The following is an 18,731-nucleotide window of genomic DNA, read 5'->3' as shown; positions in this document are numbered from 1 at the left end:
CAAATTCAACAACGATTCGCAGGCGGCTTCCATTCCATGCGGGGAGGAAAACATGCGCGTGCTTGTGTGCATCTGCGGATCGGTCATAGCAGCTTCCACTGCATACGGCCACGCAGATGCGGTTTTTCTCCGGCAATGTCACGTACCTCGATGTCGCGCTCGATCAACGAAGGCGAGGCGCTCCACAGCGACGCTTCGCCCGGCAGCAGCATCGGCAATTTGAACTCGGCGGACAGCGTGGCTTCGGCGAGCGGCTTTGGCGGTTGCAGCGCGGCCGCGGCGCGCGCCAGCGTCCACATGCCATGGGCAATGGCGCGCGGAAAGCCGAACACTTTGGCGGACAGTGCGCTCAGATGAATCGGGTTGTAGTCGCCGGACACGCGCGCATAGTCGCGGCCCAGTTGCGACGGCAATTGCCAGCGCGAGATGCGTTCCAGCGCGACGGGTCCGGGTTCCAGCGAATCGAGCAGGCTGCCGCTCGCCGGCACGCCGCGTTTCAGATAGATGCTGTCGCCGTCCCACACCGCTTCGCCGCGGCGGTACATGCGCGTGTGCAGCACGAACACCTGGCCCTTGTCATGGCGCAGCAGCGCGCCGAACTCCACCTCGACGCGCAACATGTCCTTGTAAGTGAGCGGCCGCCGCAGCCGCACGTGGTTCGCCAGATGCACGAGGCCAAGCGCCGGCCAGGGAAACGCCGGGTCGGTCAGCATCAGCAGATGCAGCGGGAAGGCGAGCAGATGCGGATACGTGAGCGGCACGCCGTGCTCGGGGATGAAGCCGCAGACCTGCGAGTAACGCCAGATCGACCCGGGGTCGAGGGCGACCGCGGGGCGCACGAGGCGTAACGCCGGCAGGTGCGTGTCGCGCCCGCGTTTGACGATGCCGGACAACGCGCGCCCATACAGCTTCGCCGGCGCGGGCAACGGCTCGATGACGACGGTCTTCGGACGGCCCGCGCTCGCGGCGTGAGCGCTCCGGAACGGATCACCCGGCTCAGCCATGCTCACGCTCCAATCAGGCTTTGTCCGCACACGCGCACGATCTGGCCGCTCACGCCCGCCGATCCCGGATGCGCGAACCACGCGATGGTCTGTGCCACGTCCACCGGCTGGCCGCCCTGGCTCATCGAATTCATGCGGCGGCCGGCCTCGCGGATGGTCAGCGGAATCTTCGCGGTCATCTGCGTTTCGATGAAGCCGGGCGCGACCGCGTTGATCGTGATGCCGCGCGCGCGCAGATGCGGCGCCATGCTTTGCACCCGGCCGACCACGCCCGCTTTCGAGGTGGCGTAATTGGTCTGGCCGAGATTGCCGGCAATGCCGCTGATCGACGACACCGCGATGATGCGGCCACCGTCGCGCAGGATGCCGGCCGCGAGCAGGGTGTCGTCGATCCGTTCCTGCGCGGACAGGTTGATGTCGATTACGCTTTGCCACGCGGCGTCGGTCATCTTTGCGATGGTTTTGTCCTTGGTAATGCCGGCGTTGTGCACGACGATATCCACGCCCTGTTCGTCGAGCGCCGCCGCGATCTGCGCGGGTGCCTCGGGCGCGGCGATGTCAAAGGCGAGGGCGGTGCCGTTCAACTGGCGCATGGTCGAATCGAGCGCTTCGCGCGCCGACGGGATGTCGATGCCGATCACGTGCGCGCCCTGGGCCGCGAGCACGCTCGCGATCGACGCGCCGATGCCGCGCGCAGCGCCGGTGACGACGGCGCGCCGCCCCGCGAGCGGCTGGTTCCAGTCGAACGCGGGCAGCGTAGTGGTATCAGCCCCGGTGCCGGCGAGCACGCCGACGCGCACCACCTGGCCCGACACATACGCGGAGCGCGGCGACAGAAAGAATCGCAGCGTCGCTTCGATGCCGTTCTCGGCGCCTTGTTCCACGTAGACGAGATTCGCCGTAATGCCGCGCCGCGCTTCCTTGCCGAGCGAACGCGTAAGGCCTTCGAGCGCGCGCTGCGCGGTCGATTGACGCGGGCTCGCGCAAGCTTGCGGCGGCCGCCCCAGCACGACGATGCGGCCGCACTTGCCGAGCGAGCGCAACGTGTCGTGGAAGAAGCCGTGCAGCGGTTCAAGCTGACTGCTGTCTTCGATGCCGCTCGCATCGAACAGCAGGGCGGCGAGCTTGCCGTGCGAACCGGGCTCCGCCGCCTCGAAACGGCCCGTCATCAGACCATGGCGATTCGCGAGCGGCACCCATAGCCCCGCGCTTTCATGCGCCACGCTGGTCATGCCCACGCTCGCCACGAGATTCGCGAGCGCGTCGAGCAGATGCGGTTCGCGGCCCGCTCCGATCGCGATCAGGCCGTCGAACTCGGGCTGGTCCGCGCGATAGCGGCGCAGTACCTCAGGCTTCGGTAAGCCCAGCGAGCGCGCAAGGCGCGCGCCGAAGGGCGAATTGACGAAGTTCAGATAAGAGTCGTTCATTGTTTTCGTTGCTCCGCTGGCCACGCCTGAAGGACGCCCACCTGAGGGACGTCGGACAGGTGTCAGTGTGCACCCAGTTTGGGGCATCTGCGTGTGCCCCGTCTGGATGTTTTTTTAAGGTATTCAGGCCGCGAGTTCCAACGTTTTTTCGAGCGCGTCCTTGCGCTTCTGCAAGTTGGCGAGCATGTCGAAGTCGGGTGGGAAGTCGTCGACCTGCACGACTTGCGCGCCATACCGTGCGTAGTCGTCCAGTACGCGGCGATCGTCGGCATCGATCAGGCCTTTCTGCTGGGCGGCTTCCGTCCACGCGGCCAGTTGCGGCAGGCTTTGCGGCATCGGTTCGAGCAGGCCTTGCTTGACCGCTTCACGCAGTTTCTGGTCGATCTGCGTGAAGCGCGGGTTCAGCTCGAACACGAGCTCGCCGTAGCCGAGCGCATCGACGTCCGGATGCGGCACGTACGAGTCGGACACGAGACGGTTGCGTGCCGCGCCCGGCGTTTGCATCAGTTCCGCGATCTCGGTGCCGAGACGATCGGACGGTTCGCGGTGCGGCAGACCGAATGGAAAGACGAGCGCGCGCACCAGACCCGCGGCGAGGCGGTTCGGATAGTTCGCGAGCACGCCGTCGAGCGCGTGTTGCGCCTTGTACAGCGAGTCTTCGACGCCCCAGCGCACCAGCGGCAGATCTTCTTCCTGACGGCCTTCGTCTTCGAAACGTTTGAGCGTCGCGGAGATCAGGTAGAGCTGCGAGAGCACATCGGCGAGACGCCCCGAAATACGTTCGCGCCGTTTCAGGTCGCCGCCGAGTACGAACATGGAGACGTCGGCGAGCAACGCGAACGCGGTGGAGATCCGGGTCGCCGCGCGGTAGTAGGGTAGCAACGGCGCATACGCCGTGCGCGGCTTCGCGATGAACGCGCCGCCGGTGACGCCATAAACGAAACTGCGCACCACGTTGGAAAGCGTGAAGCTGACATGGCCGAAGAAGGCGGCATCGAAATCGCGCAGCGCCTTGGCGCGATCCGTTTCGCGCGTGGCCTCCATTTCCTTCAGCACATACGGATGACAGCGAATCGCGCCCTGGCCGAAGATGATCAGGCAACGCGTGAGAATGTTCGCGCCTTCCACGGTGATCGCAATCGGCACCTGCTGATAGGCGCGCGCGAGAAAGTTCGACGGCCCCATGCAGATGCCCTTGCCGGCGGCGACGTCCATACCGTCGTTGATGACCATGCGGGCGCGTTCGGTGATGTGATACTTCGCGATTGCCGAAATCACCGAGGGTTTTTCGCCGAGATCCACCGCGTGCGCGGACAGGCGGCGCGCGGCGTCCATCACGTAGAGATTGCCGCCCATGCGGCCGAGCGCTTCCTGCACGCCCTCGAATTTGCCGACGGCGGTGCGGAACTGACGGCGAATCGCGGCATAGGCGCCGGTGCCGCGCACGGCGATTTTCGCCATTCCCACATTCGACGACGGCAGCGAAATCGCGCGGCCCGCCGCGAGACATTCCATCAGCATGCGCCAACCGTTGCCGACCTGGGCGCGGCCGCCGATCACCCAGTCGAGTGGAATGAAGACGTCTTTGCCCGAGTTCGGGCCGTTCTGGAACACCGCGTTCAGCGGCCAGTGACGGCGGCCGATGTTGACGCCCGGATGATCGGTCGGAATCAGCGCGCAGGTGATGCCGGGTTCTTCATTCGAACCGAGCAGGTGGTCGGGATCGAGCGCGCGGAACGCAAGGCCGAGCACGGTCGCGATCGGGCCGAGCGTGATATAGCGCTTGTCCCACGTGACGCGAAAGCCCAGCGTTTCGCGGCCTTCAAAGGTGCCCTTGCAGACGATGCCGACGTCGGGAATCGCGGCGGCATCCGAACCCGCGTAAGGGCTCGTCAACGCGAAGCAGGGGATATCGTCGCCGCGGGCGAGGCGCGGCAGATAGTGGTTTTTCTGCTCTTCGGTGCCGTAATGCATCAACAGCTCCGCGGGGCCGAGCGAGTTCGGCACCATCACCGAAACGGCGGCGGCCGAACAGCGCGTGGAGAGCTTCATGATGACCTGCGAATGCGCGTAAGCGGAGAACTGCTTGCCGCCGTACTGCTTCGGAATGATCATGCCGAGAAAGCCGTGTTCCTTGATGTATTGCCAGGTTTGCGGCGACAGGTCCTGCCACACCATGGTGGTCTCCCAGTCGTTTGCGAGATCGCACAGGTGCTCGCATTCGACGTCGAGGAACGCTTGTTCCTCGGCGGAGAGCGTGGCCGGGCCGTAGCCGAGCAGCGTGTCCCAGTGCGGGCGCCCGGAGAACAGTTGGGCGTCCCACCAGACGGTGCCGGCTTCGATGGCGTCGCGCTCGGTCGGCGACATCTCAGGCAGGATTTTGCGGAAGATGTCGAGTACGGGTTTCGTGAGCCATGTACGGCGCAGCGGTTTGAGCGTGAGGACAAGCGCGGGGAGCACGAGCACGATCGCGAGCAGCGTTGTCGCCACCGGACCTGCCGCTCCGCTGACATGCGCGGCCGCTACCCAGACGATCATGAAGGCAAGCCACCATGCGGCGCGCGCCTGAAAGTAGACGAGCGCGAGAGCGGCAATGACGAGTACCAGGTTGAACCACGACATGACGTTTCCTCCTGTTTCGATGGTGCGTGCGAACGCCTCCACGGGTCGCGGACGGCTCGCGTTCTATTGATCTTCCAACTGGCGGTGTTGCTGCTACGTCGCGTGCACGGGGCGCGTTCGCGTTGCGCCCCTGCTGCGTTTTTCGTGTCGTTTTTTCAGTTCGACAGCGTGACGTTGTTTAGGTGCGGGACTTGGACGTGCTGCTCGGCAATGCGCTATTCATTCATGTTTTTGCACGCGGACGGCCCATCGCGGCGCCGCCCGCATCTGCTTCAGCTCTATTCAGGCCGTGCCGTGCAACGCGGGCTGAAACGAACTCGCCTCAACGTCGCCACCGCGGCGCTCACCGTCCGAGACTGCCGGCGCCGACGCTTCGAATCCGCCAGATTCACTCGATCCGCCCGACGTCTGTTGCGTACCTGCAAACCCTGCAGCAGGATTTGGGCCTTCTGTCTGGCCTTCGGTTGCGCTATCGGTGGCGTCGCCCAGCACGGCGGCGAAGGTGGCCAGTTGCGAGCCGTCGGGCAGAGGCGCCTTCAGCGCGGCCACCATCAGCGAAGCGAGACGCGCGATCAGTTGCAGGTCGTTCATCGACTTGCCTTGCGAGAACTCGGAAATCAGGCTGTCGGTATCGGTGCCGGCCAGCACCCCGGACAGCGCGCCGATCGCGAAGTGCAGACGCCAGCCGAGCTCTTCACGCGGCAGATGCGGCAGCGCACGCTGGAAAGCATCGAAAAAGCGCACTGCCACCGACTCGTAGTGCGCATTCAGAAAGTCCCGAATAAACGCCGACGGATCGGTATAGGCGCGCCCCAGCAGGCGCAGAAACGCCTTGCCGCCGACGCGCGGATCGCGCGACAACCGCAGCGCGGGAATGAACATGGCGCCGAGCACATGCTCGCAGGTCAGACGCGTGCCGAGCATGGCGTCGAAGCGGTCGAGCAGCTTGAGCCGCTCCTGGTTGAGCCGGTCGAGCCGACGCGCCAGCATCGAGTGAATCAGGGATTCCTTACTGCCGAAGTGATAGTTGACCGCCGCGAGATTCACTTCGGCCCGCGAAGTAATCTGGCGCAAGGACATGGCCTCATAGCCGCATTCGATGAAGAGTGTTTCGGCGGCGTCGAGGATGCGGGACTTCGTGTCGCCGGCGTGCCGGCCTGTTGTGCGAACTGCCATTTTGCGTCTCCCAGTTGCCGGGCATCCGGCCCGCAAACAAGCGATTCAAATGACTATTTGAAACAGTCGTTTTTTTCAGGATAAAGAAGGATGAGGGCTGCGATCAAGAGCTCAATGTGGACTAACTCCTCTAGAAGACCTGACGAAGGTCCGTCTTTCCAATGCGCGCAGGCACGTCAAACCGCGCGGAAATAAAAAAGGCCGTTCCGATCGAAATCGGAACGGCCTCGTATTGCTTGCTACCTGTGTTGGCCTTGCGTTCTGTGTTGCCCTGGCGCCGCTCGTGGGCGGCGCTCATTTGCTCAGTGGCGGTTCGAGCCCGCCTTTGCGGCTATTGTGCCTGATAACGCGCCGGCGAAATAGCTGTTTAGTTCGAACGCTTGAAGCTACGCCGCGACCTGTTTCGCCGACTGCGTCATGTCGATGCCGCGGCGCTCACGACTGAACGGAATCAGCACCGCGATCGCCACTGCCACGATACCGATCACGACAGCCATGATCAGCGCGTAGTTATTGCCATGCGCTTCGGCGGCGCTCGCCTGCAGCGGGCCGTTGACCGACGCGATCAGATTGCCGAGCTGGTACACGAGGCCCGGGAACGTCGCGCGGATTTCATCGGGCGAGATTTCGTTCAGGTGCACCGGAATCACGCCCCATGCGCCTTGCACGGAGATCTGCATCAGGAAGGCACCCGCCGCGAGCAGCACGGGCGTCGTGGAGAAAGCCCACAGCGGCAACACCGGCAATGCGATCAATGCAGCGATAAAGATCGCGCGCTTGCGGCCGATCTTCTCCGAGAACCAGCCGAAGAACAGACCGCCGCAGATCGCGCCGATGTTAAGCGTGATCGTGATGAACGACACCGTATGCGCGTCGAATCCATGCTGCACGCGCAGGAAGGTCGGATACAGATCCTGCGACCCGTGCGAGAAGAAGTTGAACGCCGTCATCAGCACGATCGCGTAGAGCGACAAGCCGATGTTCTGTTTGAGCGTAGCCACGAGACCCAGACGCGTCTTCTTCTCGAGCGTCTTGAAGGCGGGCGACTCCGGCACATGCGCCCGCACGTACAGCACGAGCAAGGCCGGCAGCACACCGACGAAGAACATGCCGCGCCAGCCGATGTATTGATAGAACACACCGAACACGACCGAGGCGAGCAGGTAGCCGCTCGGATAGCCGGCTTGCAGGAGACCCGAAACGATGCCGCGCGATTTCGGCGGCACGGTTTCCATCGTCAATGCGCCGCCCACGCCCCATTCACCGCCCATGGCGATACCGAACAGGGCGCGCAGCACGAGCAGGGTGGTCAGGTTGGGCGAGAAGCCGGACAGCAATTCCAGCAGCGAGAAGCACGCGATGTTGACCATCAGCGTGGGACGACGGCCGTATTTGTCGGCGAGCCACCCGAAAATCAATGCGCCGACCGGGCGCATGATCAGGGTCAGCATAATGCCGAAGGCGACCGTGGGGATTTTTGTATTGAACTCCGCCGCGATATCTTTCAATACGAACACCATTAGAAAGAAATCGAATGCGTCCAGAGTCCAGCCTAGATAGGCCGCGATCGTGACGTTTCTCTGTTCCCGTGTCCAGCTCATTGATTGTTCTCCTGAGTCTCCAATAACCCGTGTTTGACGACGGGTGGCTCTGCAGCCCCATGTGCCCTGTGCTGTGGGCTTCGAGCGAGTGTACGCCGAGCGTTAAACGCTTGCATGATTGAACCCGCATTTATCCGTATTAATCCCTGGAGCGAATTTCAGGCTGAATGTCGCTGCATGGGAAATGTTTGCTAAATGTAATTATTGTATTAATTGCGTCTGAATCGATGTCGGTTATTTGTAATATAAATTCAGTACCCACGAGCCCTAGTCCATTCAATCTGATTGGCCGATTTCGAGTGCGGGTGAGTGCGGATAGAGGCGGCCCTCGCGGGATTCAGGTTGGCGACGGCGGATGCCGGCAGGTATAACAGCGGCTCGCGGCATTCGCGCCGCGCATACGGGGAGACCGAAGAATGACAATTCCGCATCTGTGCCTGCTCATCGTGGTGGTGCTACCGTTCCCGTGGATCATGCTCGCGAAGGTCAGCAAGCGCTACGACAACGGCACGCCGCGCACGTATCTCGCCGGCCTCGAAGGCTGGCGCGCGCGTGCTTACGCCGCGCATCAGAACGCGTGGGAAGCACTGGCGATGTTCACCGCGGCGATCGTGGTCGCAGGGCACGCAGGTGGGACGAGCCCGTGGATCAACTGGCTGGCGATGACGTTTGTTGTCGTGCGCGTATTGCACGGCGTGCTGTATGTGGCGAATCTGGCGTCGTTGCGCTCGCTGGTGTGGTTCGTTGGTGTCGCGTGTGTTGTGTCGATGTTTTTCGTATCAGTGAACTAAGGGAAGGCGAGCAGCGGGGCGGCGCCGGCGGACGCGCGCCGTCGGCTTGCACGATTCCGATAGCTTCAGGCGCTTAGGGTTTTCGCTGCGGGAGCTGGATGCGCGCAACATATGCAAATAACGCATTAGTCGAGCAGAAAAATTAATTGGATTCATGTTGCGGCGCGGAATAAGATGACTGCCATCCCATTAATGTCGCCGGTCCCGACGCGCCATGTCACTCAAATCACTCATTTCAGCGCCTGTACGGCGCGCGCAAAAACCGCTTGCGGCAATGGCCGTGGTCACGTTGCTGACCGGCATTGGCGCCGGTCTCGGCGGAATGTTGCTCGCCTTGCTGCTGCACGGCATTCAGCACCTTGCCTACGGCTACAGCGCGACGCACCTGATCAGCAGCGAAAGTTTTCTGCAAGGTGTCACCGGAGCCGAGCCTGAACGCCGCCTGCTTGTGCTGACGCTATGCGGTCTCGCGGCGGGGCTGGGCTGGTGGGCGTTGTATCGCTTCGGGCGGCCGCTCGTGAGCATTCGCCAGGCCGTCAAGTCCGACGATCCGCGTATGCCGATGCTGAGCACGATCGTGCATGCGTTGCTGCAGATCGTGACCGTGGCGCTCGGCTCGCCGCTCGGACGCGAAGTCGCGCCGCGCGAGATCGGTTCGGTGCTGGCCGGGTGGCTGTCGTATCGCGCGGGCTTGTCGGTCGAGCAGAGCCGGATCATGGTCGCATGCGGCGCCGGTGCGGGTCTGGCCGCCGTCTACAACGTGCCGCTCGGCGGCGCGGTGTTCGTGCTCGAGGTCCTGTTGGGCACGTTCGGCTGGAAGGCATTGGTGCCTGCCGTGGTGACTTCGGCGGTGGCGGCGCTGGTCGCGCAATCTGGCCTTGGCAACGAGCATCAATATCTGGTGCCTTCGCTGACGGTAAGTACAACGCTGATCGTCTGGGCCGTGGTGTGCGGGCCGATTTTCGGGACCGCGGCGTGGGGTTTCACTGAAGTGACGAAGCGCGCGCGTGCCCAGGCGCCGAAGGACTGGCGTTTGCCGGTGTTGTCGCTATTGAACTTCGCGATCATCGGCGTGCTGGCGATGCACTTTCCACAGTTGCTCGGCAATGGCAAAGGGCCTGCGGGACTGGCGTTCGATGGCAACCTGACGATCACGCTCGCGGCCATGCTGCTGGTGCTGAAGGTGGTGATTACCGTGAGCAGTTTGCGCGCGGGGGCTGAGGGCGGTCTGCTGACGCCAGGGCTTGCGAATGGCGCGTTGCTGGCGATCGTGCTCGGCGGCGTCTGGAGTCTGTTCTGGCCGGGGGCTTCGTTGGGCGCGTTTGCCGTTGTCGGTGCGACGGCGTTTCTGGCCGCATCGATGCAAATGCCGATCACAGCCGTGGTGCTCATGTTTGAATTTACCCGGGTGGGCCACGAGTTCCTGATTCCGGTTCTGTTTGCCGTCGGCGGCGCCGCGTTGAGTTTTCAGGCGTGCGTGAAGTGGGTGCCTGCGCTGCAGTTGGGCTCTGGTTTCAATTGGGGTGGGGCGGGCAAAGCCCGCTAGACCTTCTTCGCACCTGCTGCAAAGAAGAGATCGCACGATGGATGGTCAGGCAGCGTGTTACAAGGGACCCTCAGCGTGAGTCCCTTGCAGGGCTCACCGAACCAAAAAGCTGATCGAGCTCGTACATCAGCAGGAACGTGCACCCGGTCATGCTGCGGAATCCTCGCTCGATCGTTCCCGTTTCCGCCACGCCGACGCATCCGCACGCGAGCAGCCGGCCGTTCCAGGTCACTTCGCCCTCCAGCACATAGATGAACTCCGGACCCGTGTGAAGGTGATCGGGAAACGCCGCGCCGGGTGAGAACCTCACGAGCTGCATTGCGCGGCCGTTCGCCTTGCCCAGGTTTTTCACTTCAACGCCCTTCGCGAGTCTTGACGGGTTCCACGGGACGTCGTTCGAATCGCTCCAGCGAAATTGTGGTCCTGCCGATGGATCATGAGTCATGTCGTCTCGCCTTTCCGCCTGCGTACGCACAGTTATATGCGGAAACGATGCAGGAAAACACCAGGGTCGCGACCGACGCTCGCCAGTATACTGGCCCACTGCCAGACGCCATCACTTCAGGAAAGCCGGAACGCGTCAGGTGAAGCGCCGTTCGTCGGACTCAACTGGAGGAAGGCAAAAATGAAGCGCGTCGTTTCCCACTATCTGGTTGCACTGGCAACGTTCGTTGCCTGTTCATTCACAGGCGTGGCGCACGCGGATGCCGCGCATCCCGTCGTCGCGTTGCTGCCGGGTGTCACCGATCCTTTCTACTTCACGATGCATCGAGGCGCCGAGCGGGCCGCGAATGAAGAGCACGTCCAGTTGTTATTCCAGGTGCCCAAGGCATGGAACACCACCGAGCAGGTGCCGATCCTCAAGGCGTTCATCGCCAAACGCCCGGACGTCCTGCTGGTTTCGCCGGTCGACAAGCAGCAATTGATCGGACCACTGAAAGAAGCGGCTGACGCAGGCATCAAGATCATCACGGTCGATACCTATATCGGCGATGGTCACTATCAAACCGGCAAGGGAGACGCTGATTTCCCGCTGTCCTACATTGCTTCGGATAACCTGGAAGGCGGACGCGTGGCGGCGCGCGCGCTCGCCAAGGCCATCGGCGACAAGGGGACGGTCTATTGTGAAAACAACAAACCCGGCATCTCCAGTACCGACGCGCGCGCCGAGGGTTTCCTCGATGAAATGAAGAAGCATCCGAACATCAAGGTGCTGCAAACGCAATATAACGAGGACGACGCGAACCGCGCCGCCTCTCACGTTGCCGCCGTGCTCGCGCGCAACCCCGACCTTGCCGGCGTGTTCGGCGCCAATACCTTCTCCGGCAGCGGCGCCGCCCAGGGCGTCAAGGCGGCCGGCAAGCAGGGCGTGGTCAAGGTCGTCGTGTTCGACGCCGTGCCAGGCATCGACCAGCAGATCAAAAGCGGTCTGGTGGATATCGCGATCGCGCAGCGTCCGGATGAGATCGGCTATTACGGCGTGAAGTTCGCGGCGGACCTGATTCGGGGCAAGAAGATTCCGGCACTCAAGAGCACGGGCTTCGTGGTGCTCGACAAGACCAACATCGACCAGCCGGATATGAAGCAGTACATCTATTCGAACTAGGCAAGCGCTGTTAAATGAGGACAACTCCCCGTGCGCGCGGCTGCGCGCACGCGGGCGCCACGCCCGATCACTGCCGATTTCCCGGACGATTCGATGGACAACTCACGGCTCGACAGGCTCGCACTGGTCAGCAAGGTCTGGCCCTGGCTTTTCCTTTGCGCGTTACTGGTGTTTTTCGAAGTCTGGGCGCGAATCTCGGATCATCGCTCGTTCATCTTCAACGCCTACAACCTGCAGTCGATCGGACTTGCTGCTAGCGCGCCACTCCTGCTCGCGATCGGGCAGACCTTCGTGATCATCACGGCGGGCATTGATCTGTCGGTGGGATTCGTCATGGGACTGGCCGCCGTGTGTGTCGCGCAATTTACGCTATTGGGCAGCGGCTCGCCGTGGGTCCTGCTGTTTTCCATTCCACTGACTGTCGCGGTATGTGCGATTCCCGGGTTCGTCAACGGCGTGCTGATCGCGCGGCTCGGCGTACCGGCCTTTATCGGCACGCTCGGCATGTATGGTGTCGCCCGGGGCGCGGGCTTTCTCGCGGCCGGCAGCGGCATGACCGTGGCGGTGGACAATGCCGGACTCGTCTGGCTCGGCCGCGGCTGGACGCCGGTGGTGTTGACCGCCGTGTTGCTGATCGTCATGCATTGGGTGCTGTCAAAGACGCGATTCGGCCAGTACACCTATGCAATCGGCGGCAATCCACAGTCGGCGATTCGCGCCGGAATCAACGTCAGACGCCATCTGCTGGTGATCTATCTGATCGCCGCCGCGTTTGCCGCGATCGGCGGCATCGTCTATACGGCCCGCTTTGCCGCGGGCGCCGCGAACGCCGGGGAGCCGATGCTGCTCGACTCGATTGCCGCGGTCGTGATCGGCGGGGCGAGTCTGTTCGGCGGCACCGGCAATGTGATCGGCACGCTGATTGGCGCGTTGATCATTGCGGTGATCGAGTTCGGACTGGTATTCATCGACGTCAACGCGTTCTGGCAATTTATTGTGGTCGGCATTGTCATCATCATGTCGGTGCTGATCGATCAATATAAGGAACGTCTCGGAGGCGCGCAATGAGCACGCCGATCCTCGCGGCGCGTGACATCTCGATCCGCTTCGGCGGCGTGGAGGCGTTGCGGCGCGTTTCGTTGCAACTGATGGCGGGCGAAGTGTTGGCGCTCGCGGGCGACAACGGCGCGGGCAAGTCAACCCTCATCAAGATCATCTCCGGTGTCTATCACGCTGACGCCGGCCACTTGCTGTTCAACGGCACACCCTTGCAGTTGCGCGATCCGCAGGACGCGCGTACCCAGGGGATTGAGACGATCTACCAGGATCTCGCGCTCGCCGACAATCTCGATGTCGGGAGCAACATCTTTCTCGGGCGCGAACCGACGCGCCGCCAATTCGGCCTTCAGGTGATCGACCGGCCGCACATGGCGAAGGTCGCACGCGAAGTGCTCGAGCGTCTCGATATCGTGATTCCCGAGCGCAAGCTCAGCGCGCCAGTGAAGATGCTCTCGGGTGGCCAGCGCCAGGCGATCGCGATTGGCCGCGCGATTTACTGGAATGCGCGCGTGCTGATCATGGACGAGCCGACCGCCGCGCTCGGCGTACCCGAACAACGTAAGGTCATGGAATTGATCGCCGGGCTGAAAGCGCAGGGCGTGTCCGTGATTCTGATTTCGCACAATCTCCACGACATCTTTGCGATTGCCGATCGCGTGGTCGTGTTGCGGCGCGGGGAGGTGGCCGGCGAACGGCTCGTGGCGGACACTAACGGTGACGAGATCGTGCATCTGATGGTGGGCGACACCTACGCGAACGCGCGCGGATCGGCTCACTGAGCGCCACGTCCGACCAGGGCCAGAGCCGGGGTCGGCATGGCGGCTTGCGCGTGTGCATCCGGGCAGGTCCGCCGCTGCCGCTCAGGCCGTCCGTGCAAACTGGTTGACCGGATAGTCGAGCCCGAGATGCTCGCGCAGCGTCGCGCCTTCGTAATCGCGCCGATAGGCGCCGCGCTCCTGCAGGAGCGGTACCACCTTCGCCGCGAAGTCGGTGAATGCCGTTGGCGTACCGCCGCGTACGATGAAGCCGTCGGTCGCACGCGCCTCGACCCACGCCTGCAGTCCGTCGGCGACCTGCTCGGGCGTGCCGGAGAAACTCGGTCGCGGCGTCGCCGCTTCGAGCGCGACTTCACGCAACGTCAGCCGACGCTCGTAGGCGCCGCGTTTGATCGCGTCGGTGGTGCTGCGGAACTGGTTGCTGCCGAGTTCGCCGAGGTCGGGAAACGGCGCGTCGAGCGGATACTGCGAGAAGTCGTGGTGATCGAAGTAGCGGCCGAGATAAGCCAGCGCGTTGTCGATCGTCACCAGCCGCGCCGTTTCCTGGTAGCGCGCCTCGGCGTCGTCGGCCGAATCGGCGACGATCAGACTGATTCCCTGGAACACTTTCAGACTGTCCGGCGCGCGACCGTGCGCGGCAAGCCGCTTCTGCACGTCGGCATAGAACGCCTGCGCGAGCGGAATCGTCTCCTGGCGCGTGTAGATCGCATCCGCATGCTCGGCCGCCACGGCCTTGCCGTCCTCGGACGCGCCTGCCTGGAACAGGATCGGGCGACCCTGGCGCGAACGGCCGATGTTGAGCGGCCCCGCGACCGAGAAGAACTCGCCGCTGTGGTTCAGCGTGTGGAGCTTGTCAGGGTCGAAAAAAACGCCGCTCGCCTTGTCGCGGACGAACGCGTCGTCTTCCCACGAATCCCACAGTCCCTTCGTTGCGCTAAGGAATTCTGACGCGATCCGATAGCGCAGCGCGTGCTCAGGATGTTGGTCGCGCGAGAAATTTTTCGCGGACCCTTCCAGCGGCGACGTGACGACGTTCCAGCCGGCACGGCCGTCGCTCAGATGGTCTAGGCTCGAAAACTGGCGGGCGACCGTGAACGGATCGCTGTATGACGTCGACAGCGTGCCGACGAGGCCGATCCGTTCCGTGATCGACGCGAGCGCCGACAGCAGCGTCAGCGGTTCGAAGCGGTTCAGAAAGTGCGGAATGGATTTCGCGTTGATGTGCAGGCCGTCCGCGACGAACAGCAGATCGAACTTCGCGGCTTCGGCCTCGCGTGCGAGTTGCTGGACGAAACGCACGTTGATGCTTGCATCGGCGACGGCGTCCGGGTGCCGCCAGGCCGACATGTTGCCCGATGCGCCCTGGATGATCGCGCCGAGATGAAGCCGGCGCGGCGACGCGGTGGTGGAGGACTGGCTCATGATGGACTCAGGGGGAGAAGAGTGGGGGCGTTACGCGAGTGCCGCGTGCGGCGCCCGCTCGGGAAGACTCGGCAGCGCGTCGAGCAGCGACGCGGTGTACGGATGCGTGGGCGCGCTGAACACGCGCTCGACCGGCCCGGTTTCGACCACGCGGCCGTGCCGCATCACGATGATCCGGTCGGCGACGTGATGGACGACGCCGAGATCGTGCGAGATGAACAGCATCGCGGTGCCGTGTTCGGCCTGCAGGTCCGCCAGCAGATCGAGCACCTGCGCCTGGATCGACACGTCGAGTGCGCTGACCGGTTCGTCGGCGACCAGCAGCGCCGGGTTCGGTGCGAACGCGCGCGCGATCGCGACGCGCTGCCGCTGGCCGCCTGACAGTTCGCGCGGATAGCGGTCGTAGCAGCCGGGGCCGAGCCGCACTTCATCGAGCAGTTGCAGCACGCGGCGGCGGCGCGCGTCGCCACGCACGCCGGTGGCATCGAGGCTCTCGCCGATGATCTGGCCGACCGTGTAGCGCGGATCGAACGAACTGTAGGGGTCCTGTGCGATCAACTGGAGACCGGCGCGGCGACGGCGGCGTGCGGATTCGGACAATGTGCTCCACGCTTGGCCGTCGAGCGTGACTTGTCCGCGGTCCGGCGCGAGGAGGCCGAGCACGATTCGCGCGACGGTCGACTTGCCCGAGCCGGATTCACCGACGATGCCGAGCGTCTCGCCTTTCGCGAGGGTGAACGACACCTCGTCGACCGCGGCGGGCGCATCGGGCTGCGCGCCGTAGCGTTTGGTCACCGCTTCGACTGACAGCACCCAGGCTTCCCGGGCGATCCGTTTTTGCGGCAGCGGAATTCGCTCGGCGGCCGGCGGGTTGTCGGCGGACCGGGTGTCGGGCGCGAGCCGGAAGCCGCGCGACGCGGGCCCCGGGATCGCGGCCAGCAACTGCCGCGTGTACGGATGCGTGGGCGCGCTCAGCACCTCGTGCGTCGGTCCCTGCTCGACCACACGGCCCGCGCGCATCACCAGCACGCGGTCGGCAAGGTCGGCGACGACCGCGAGGTCGTGGCTGATCAGCAGCAGCGCGTCGCCCGCATCGCGGCGGGCGCGCAGCAGCGCCAGGATTTGCCGCTGGACAGTCGTGTCGAGCGCGGTGGTCGGTTCGTCGGCGATCAGCAGCGAGGCCCCGCCGGCGATTGCGGTGCCGATCAGCACGCGCTGCCGCAGCCCGCCCGACAACTGATGAGGATATTGCGGCAAGCGGCGCTGCGGATCGCCGATGCCGACCGAGCGCAGGAGCGCGGCGCTGCGCTCGCGGACCTCGCGCGCCGGTACGCCGCGCTGCGCTTCGGCGACCAGATCGCGAACCCGCCACAGCGGATCGAGCGAGACGAGCGCGTCCTGCAGCACGTAGCCGATCTGGCGGCCGCGGATGGCGCGCCAGTCGCGCTCGCGATAGCGGCGCGCGTCGTTGCCGGCGATCTCGAAGCGCTCGGCATGCCATTCGGCGTTCGCACCGTTCAAGCCCACCAGGCTGCGTGCGGTAACCGACTTGCCGGAGCCCGATTCGCCGACGAGCGCGACGCATTCACCCGCATACACGCTCAGGTCGAGCGGACCGACAACGGGCTGCGTTGCGTGCCGGCCGCGAAAGCCGATGGTCAGTTTGTCGATCCGGACGACGGGCTCGCCGCGCGTGCGCACGCTCGTGGCCGCACGCACAGAAGCGACGGGCGGCGCAGAAATAACGGTGGAACTCATGCGGCCTCCCGGCGTTCGAAGCGTGCTTGCCAATAGCCGCCTAGCGCGTTCACGGCGACCACGGCGAGCGTGATCGCAACGCCTGGCCAGACGGCGATCCACCATGCGTTGTAGAGATAATTGCGGCCCTCGGCGAGCATCAATCCCCATTCGGCGGTCGGCGGTTGCGGCCCCATGCCGAGGAAGCTGAGCCCGGACGTGCCGATGATCGCGGTGCCGAGCCCGATGGTCGCCAGCACGGGCACCTGGGCAATCGCATGCGGCAACACGTGCCGCCAGACGAGTACCCACGGCGCGAGGCCGAATGTCTTTGCCTGTTCGACGTAACCGGATTCGGCGACCACGAACGTCTGCGCACGCACGACCCGCGCGAAACGGGGCACCGAGGCGACGCCGAGCGCGAACAGCAGGTTGACGGCGCCGGGGCCGGTGAACGAGATCAGCATGAGCGCGAGCAGCAGGTCCGGGAACGCCGACACGACGTCGAGGAAACGGGTGATCAGTTCATCGAGCCAGCCCCGCGCGAGCCCGGCGATCAGGCCGAACAGGGTGCCTGCAAACGTCGCGACGGCAATCGCCGCGGCGCTGATCGACAGTGAGTAGCGCGCGCCGTAAACGACCCGGGCGAAGATGTCGCGGCCGAGCTGGTCGGTGCCGAGCCAGTGCTCGGCGCTGCTGCCGAGCTGCGCGGACACCGGGTCCGCCGCGAGCGGATCGTAGTGGGTCAGCCACTCCGGCGCGAATACCGCGACGACATTGAGGATCAGGTACACCGCGGCCAGCGCGAGGCCGGGATGGCGCCACACCCAGCCGGCCGCGCGCAAACCCGCGTGCGCCCGGTAGGGCAATTCGAGAGGAACGGACATAATGGAACTCCGGTTCAGCGACGCGTGCGCCGCTCGCGCAGGCGCGGATCAATCAGTAGATAGAGCAGGTCGACCGCTGTGCTGAGCGCGACATAGATCGCGGCCGACAGGATCGCGATCGCGAGAATCACGGGCATGTCTCTCGCGAGCACGGCGTCGACGGTGATCTTGCCGAGACCCGGGCGGCCGAACACCTGCTCCGTGATGACGGCGCCGCTCAGGAGTCCACCGACCAGCCAGCCGGCGAGCGTGACGGCGGGCAGCGCCGCGTGCCGCAGCGCATGCCGCACGCGCAGCGCGAATTCGCCGACGCCCCACGAACGCACGGTCAGCGCGAACGGTTCGTCGAGCGCGCGCTCGATGCCCTTGCGCAGCACGCGGCCGATCACGGCGCCCTGCGCCAGTCCGAGCGACAGTGCCGGCAGTACGATCGACGAAAAACCCCGATCGCCGGCGACGGGGAACAGCTTCAGCGTGAAGCTGAAAACGAACAGCAGCATGATCCCGAGCCAGAACGACGGCGTCGACGCGAGCAGCAGTTCGAGGCCGGACGCGGCGCGGCTGCCCCAACGGCGGCCGGCGCTCAGCACCGCGAGGCCGACCGCGAACACGATCGTCACGACGAGCGCGGCGCCGGTCAGCTTCAGCGTCGGCCACAACTGGCTGATCACGAGCGGCGTGACCTCGGTGTTGAGGATGTACGAGCGGCCAAAATCGCCGTGCAGGATGCGCCACAGGTAGTGCAGATACTGCAGGTAGAGCGGCTCGTCGAGCCCCCACTCCTGACGGATCGCCGCCTGGATCGCGGGCGTGCTCAACTGTTCGCCGATCAGCAGGCTGACGATATCGCCGGGCGCGAGCTGCACCGCGGCGAACGACAGCGTCACGGCCGCCCACAGCACCAGCACGCCGGTGACGAGGCGCGTCGCGACCGGCGAGCGCAGCCACGGTCTGCGCGACGCGCGGGTGGCGCTGGGCGAGGTGATGAGCGAGGCGGCCGGTGTGCCGGCGCCGGGCTCGGGAAGGAGGGTCGGGATGGTCGGATGCGTCATGGTCGGATTACCTCATGCTTGCGAT

Annotated in this window: 15 protein-coding genes; 5 read left to right on the top strand and 10 right to left on the bottom strand. The window is 64.5% G+C overall.

Annotation, left to right across the window (positions count from 1 at the left end; all coding sequences use genetic code 11):
- Positions 1–83: 83 nt before the first annotated feature.
- The 5 genes from PQR67_RS23195 to PQR67_RS23175 form a co-directional block, all read right to left on the bottom strand.
- A complete protein-coding gene (locus tag PQR67_RS23195; protein WP_408464442.1) occupies positions 84–1,004 on the bottom strand; it encodes a MaoC family dehydratase in 921 nt (306 codons plus the stop codon).
- A gap of 2 nt (positions 1,005–1,006) precedes the next feature.
- Positions 1,007–2,431, bottom strand: a complete 1,425-nt coding sequence (locus PQR67_RS23190; protein WP_408464440.1) for a 3-oxoacyl-ACP reductase — start codon at positions 2,429–2,431, stop codon at positions 1,007–1,009.
- Positions 2,432–2,554: 123 nt separating this feature from the next.
- Positions 2,555–5,053 (bottom strand): acyl-CoA dehydrogenase, encoded by a 2,499-nt coding sequence (locus tag PQR67_RS23185; protein ID WP_408464438.1) that lies wholly within the window; start codon positions 5,051–5,053, stop codon positions 2,555–2,557.
- 282 nt (positions 5,054–5,335) lie between these two features.
- A complete protein-coding gene (locus PQR67_RS23180; RefSeq protein WP_408464436.1) occupies positions 5,336–6,229 on the bottom strand; it encodes a TetR/AcrR family transcriptional regulator in 894 nt (297 codons plus the stop codon).
- 386 nt (positions 6,230–6,615) lie between these two features.
- Positions 6,616–7,830, bottom strand: a complete 1,215-nt coding sequence (locus PQR67_RS23175; RefSeq protein ID WP_408464434.1) for an MFS transporter — start codon at positions 7,828–7,830, stop codon at positions 6,616–6,618.
- 416 nt (positions 7,831–8,246) lie between these two features.
- Here PQR67_RS23175 and PQR67_RS23170 point away from each other — a divergent pair, with 416 nt between their 5' ends.
- Entirely contained in the window at positions 8,247–8,621 is a 375-nt protein-coding gene (locus PQR67_RS23170) for an MAPEG family protein (RefSeq protein ID WP_408464432.1), read from the top strand.
- Positions 8,622–8,835: 214 nt separating this feature from the next.
- On the top strand, positions 8,836–10,167 hold the full coding sequence (locus PQR67_RS23165; protein ID WP_408464430.1) for a chloride channel protein: 1,332 nt from the start codon (positions 8,836–8,838) through the stop codon (positions 10,165–10,167).
- Positions 10,168–10,237: 70 nt separating this feature from the next.
- On the opposite strand, the gene PQR67_RS23160 is transcribed toward PQR67_RS23165, so the two are convergent.
- Positions 10,238–10,612, bottom strand: coding sequence for a cupin domain-containing protein (locus PQR67_RS23160; RefSeq protein WP_408464428.1), 375 nt, complete (start codon positions 10,610–10,612; stop codon positions 10,238–10,240).
- A gap of 180 nt (positions 10,613–10,792) precedes the next feature.
- Here PQR67_RS23160 and PQR67_RS23155 point away from each other — a divergent pair, with 180 nt between their 5' ends.
- From PQR67_RS23155 to PQR67_RS23145, 3 genes are all read left to right on the top strand, one after another.
- Positions 10,793–11,773 (top strand): ABC transporter substrate-binding protein, encoded by a 981-nt coding sequence (locus PQR67_RS23155; RefSeq protein WP_408464426.1) that lies wholly within the window; start codon positions 10,793–10,795, stop codon positions 11,771–11,773.
- Between the two features lie 93 nt (positions 11,774–11,866).
- Positions 11,867–12,841 carry an ABC transporter permease subunit gene (locus PQR67_RS23150; protein WP_408464424.1) on the top strand — a complete coding sequence of 325 codons (975 nt, stop codon included), beginning with the start codon at positions 11,867–11,869 and terminating at the stop codon, positions 12,839–12,841.
- Positions 12,838–13,611: an ATP-binding cassette domain-containing protein gene (locus PQR67_RS23145; RefSeq protein ID WP_408464422.1), complete on the top strand. Its 774-nt coding sequence runs from the start codon at positions 12,838–12,840 to the stop codon at positions 13,609–13,611. Before PQR67_RS23150 ends, PQR67_RS23145 begins: the two co-directional genes overlap by 4 nt.
- Positions 13,612–13,692: 81 nt before the next feature.
- Here the strand turns inward: PQR67_RS23145 and PQR67_RS23140 are convergent, their stop codons facing one another.
- From PQR67_RS23140 to PQR67_RS23125, 4 genes are read right to left on the bottom strand one after another with little or no spacing between them, the layout of a single operon-like run.
- A complete protein-coding gene (locus tag PQR67_RS23140) occupies positions 13,693–15,030 on the bottom strand; it encodes an LLM class flavin-dependent oxidoreductase (RefSeq protein WP_408464420.1) in 1,338 nt (445 codons plus the stop codon).
- A gap of 30 nt (positions 15,031–15,060) precedes the next feature.
- Positions 15,061–16,788, bottom strand: coding sequence for a dipeptide ABC transporter ATP-binding protein (locus PQR67_RS23135; RefSeq protein WP_408464417.1), 1,728 nt, complete (start codon positions 16,786–16,788; stop codon positions 15,061–15,063).
- Positions 16,785–17,654 (bottom strand): ABC transporter permease, encoded by an 870-nt coding sequence (locus PQR67_RS23130; protein WP_408464415.1) that lies wholly within the window; start codon positions 17,652–17,654, stop codon positions 16,785–16,787. The genes PQR67_RS23135 and PQR67_RS23130 overlap by 4 nt, the downstream gene beginning before the upstream one ends.
- A 14-nt stretch (positions 17,655–17,668) precedes the next feature.
- Positions 17,669–18,706: an ABC transporter permease gene (locus PQR67_RS23125; protein WP_408464413.1), complete on the bottom strand. Its 1,038-nt coding sequence runs from the start codon at positions 18,704–18,706 to the stop codon at positions 17,669–17,671.
- Positions 18,707–18,731 lie beyond the last annotated feature (25 nt).

The organism is Paraburkholderia fungorum (assembly GCF_046026025.1).
GTDB lineage: Bacteria > Pseudomonadota > Gammaproteobacteria > Burkholderiales > Burkholderiaceae > Paraburkholderia > Paraburkholderia fungorum_E.
Note: the sequence above shows the minus strand (reverse complement) of the source record. Positions and strands in the feature narration are given on the sequence as shown.

Coding starts and splice junctions, on each gene's coding strand:
- PQR67_RS23145 (WP_408464422.1), top strand. CDS start 12,838: ATGAGCACGCCGATCCTCGCGGCGCGTGACATCTCGATCCGCTTCGGC.
- PQR67_RS23165 (WP_408464430.1), top strand. CDS start 8,836: ATGTCACTCAAATCACTCATTTCAGCGCCTGTACGGCGCGCGCAAAAA.
- PQR67_RS23170 (WP_408464432.1), top strand. CDS start 8,247: ATGACAATTCCGCATCTGTGCCTGCTCATCGTGGTGGTGCTACCGTTC.
- PQR67_RS23195 (WP_408464442.1), bottom strand. CDS start 1,004: ATGGCTGAGCCGGGTGATCCGTTCCGGAGCGCTCACGCCGCGAGCGCG.
- PQR67_RS23185 (WP_408464438.1), bottom strand. CDS start 5,053: ATGTCGTGGTTCAACCTGGTACTCGTCATTGCCGCTCTCGCGCTCGTC.
- PQR67_RS23175 (WP_408464434.1), bottom strand. CDS start 7,830: ATGAGCTGGACACGGGAACAGAGAAACGTCACGATCGCGGCCTATCTA.
- PQR67_RS23190 (WP_408464440.1), bottom strand. CDS start 2,431: ATGAACGACTCTTATCTGAACTTCGTCAATTCGCCCTTCGGCGCGCGC.
- PQR67_RS23150 (WP_408464424.1), top strand. CDS start 11,867: ATGGACAACTCACGGCTCGACAGGCTCGCACTGGTCAGCAAGGTCTGG.
- PQR67_RS23135 (WP_408464417.1), bottom strand. CDS start 16,788: ATGAGTTCCACCGTTATTTCTGCGCCGCCCGTCGCTTCTGTGCGTGCG.
- PQR67_RS23130 (WP_408464415.1), bottom strand. CDS start 17,654: ATGTCCGTTCCTCTCGAATTGCCCTACCGGGCGCACGCGGGTTTGCGC.
- PQR67_RS23155 (WP_408464426.1), top strand. CDS start 10,793: ATGAAGCGCGTCGTTTCCCACTATCTGGTTGCACTGGCAACGTTCGTT.
- PQR67_RS23125 (WP_408464413.1), bottom strand. CDS start 18,706: ATGACGCATCCGACCATCCCGACCCTCCTTCCCGAGCCCGGCGCCGGC.
- PQR67_RS23160 (WP_408464428.1), bottom strand. CDS start 10,612: ATGACTCATGATCCATCGGCAGGACCACAATTTCGCTGGAGCGATTCG.
- PQR67_RS23180 (WP_408464436.1), bottom strand. CDS start 6,229: ATGGCAGTTCGCACAACAGGCCGGCACGCCGGCGACACGAAGTCCCGC.
- PQR67_RS23140 (WP_408464420.1), bottom strand. CDS start 15,030: ATGAGCCAGTCCTCCACCACCGCGTCGCCGCGCCGGCTTCATCTCGGC.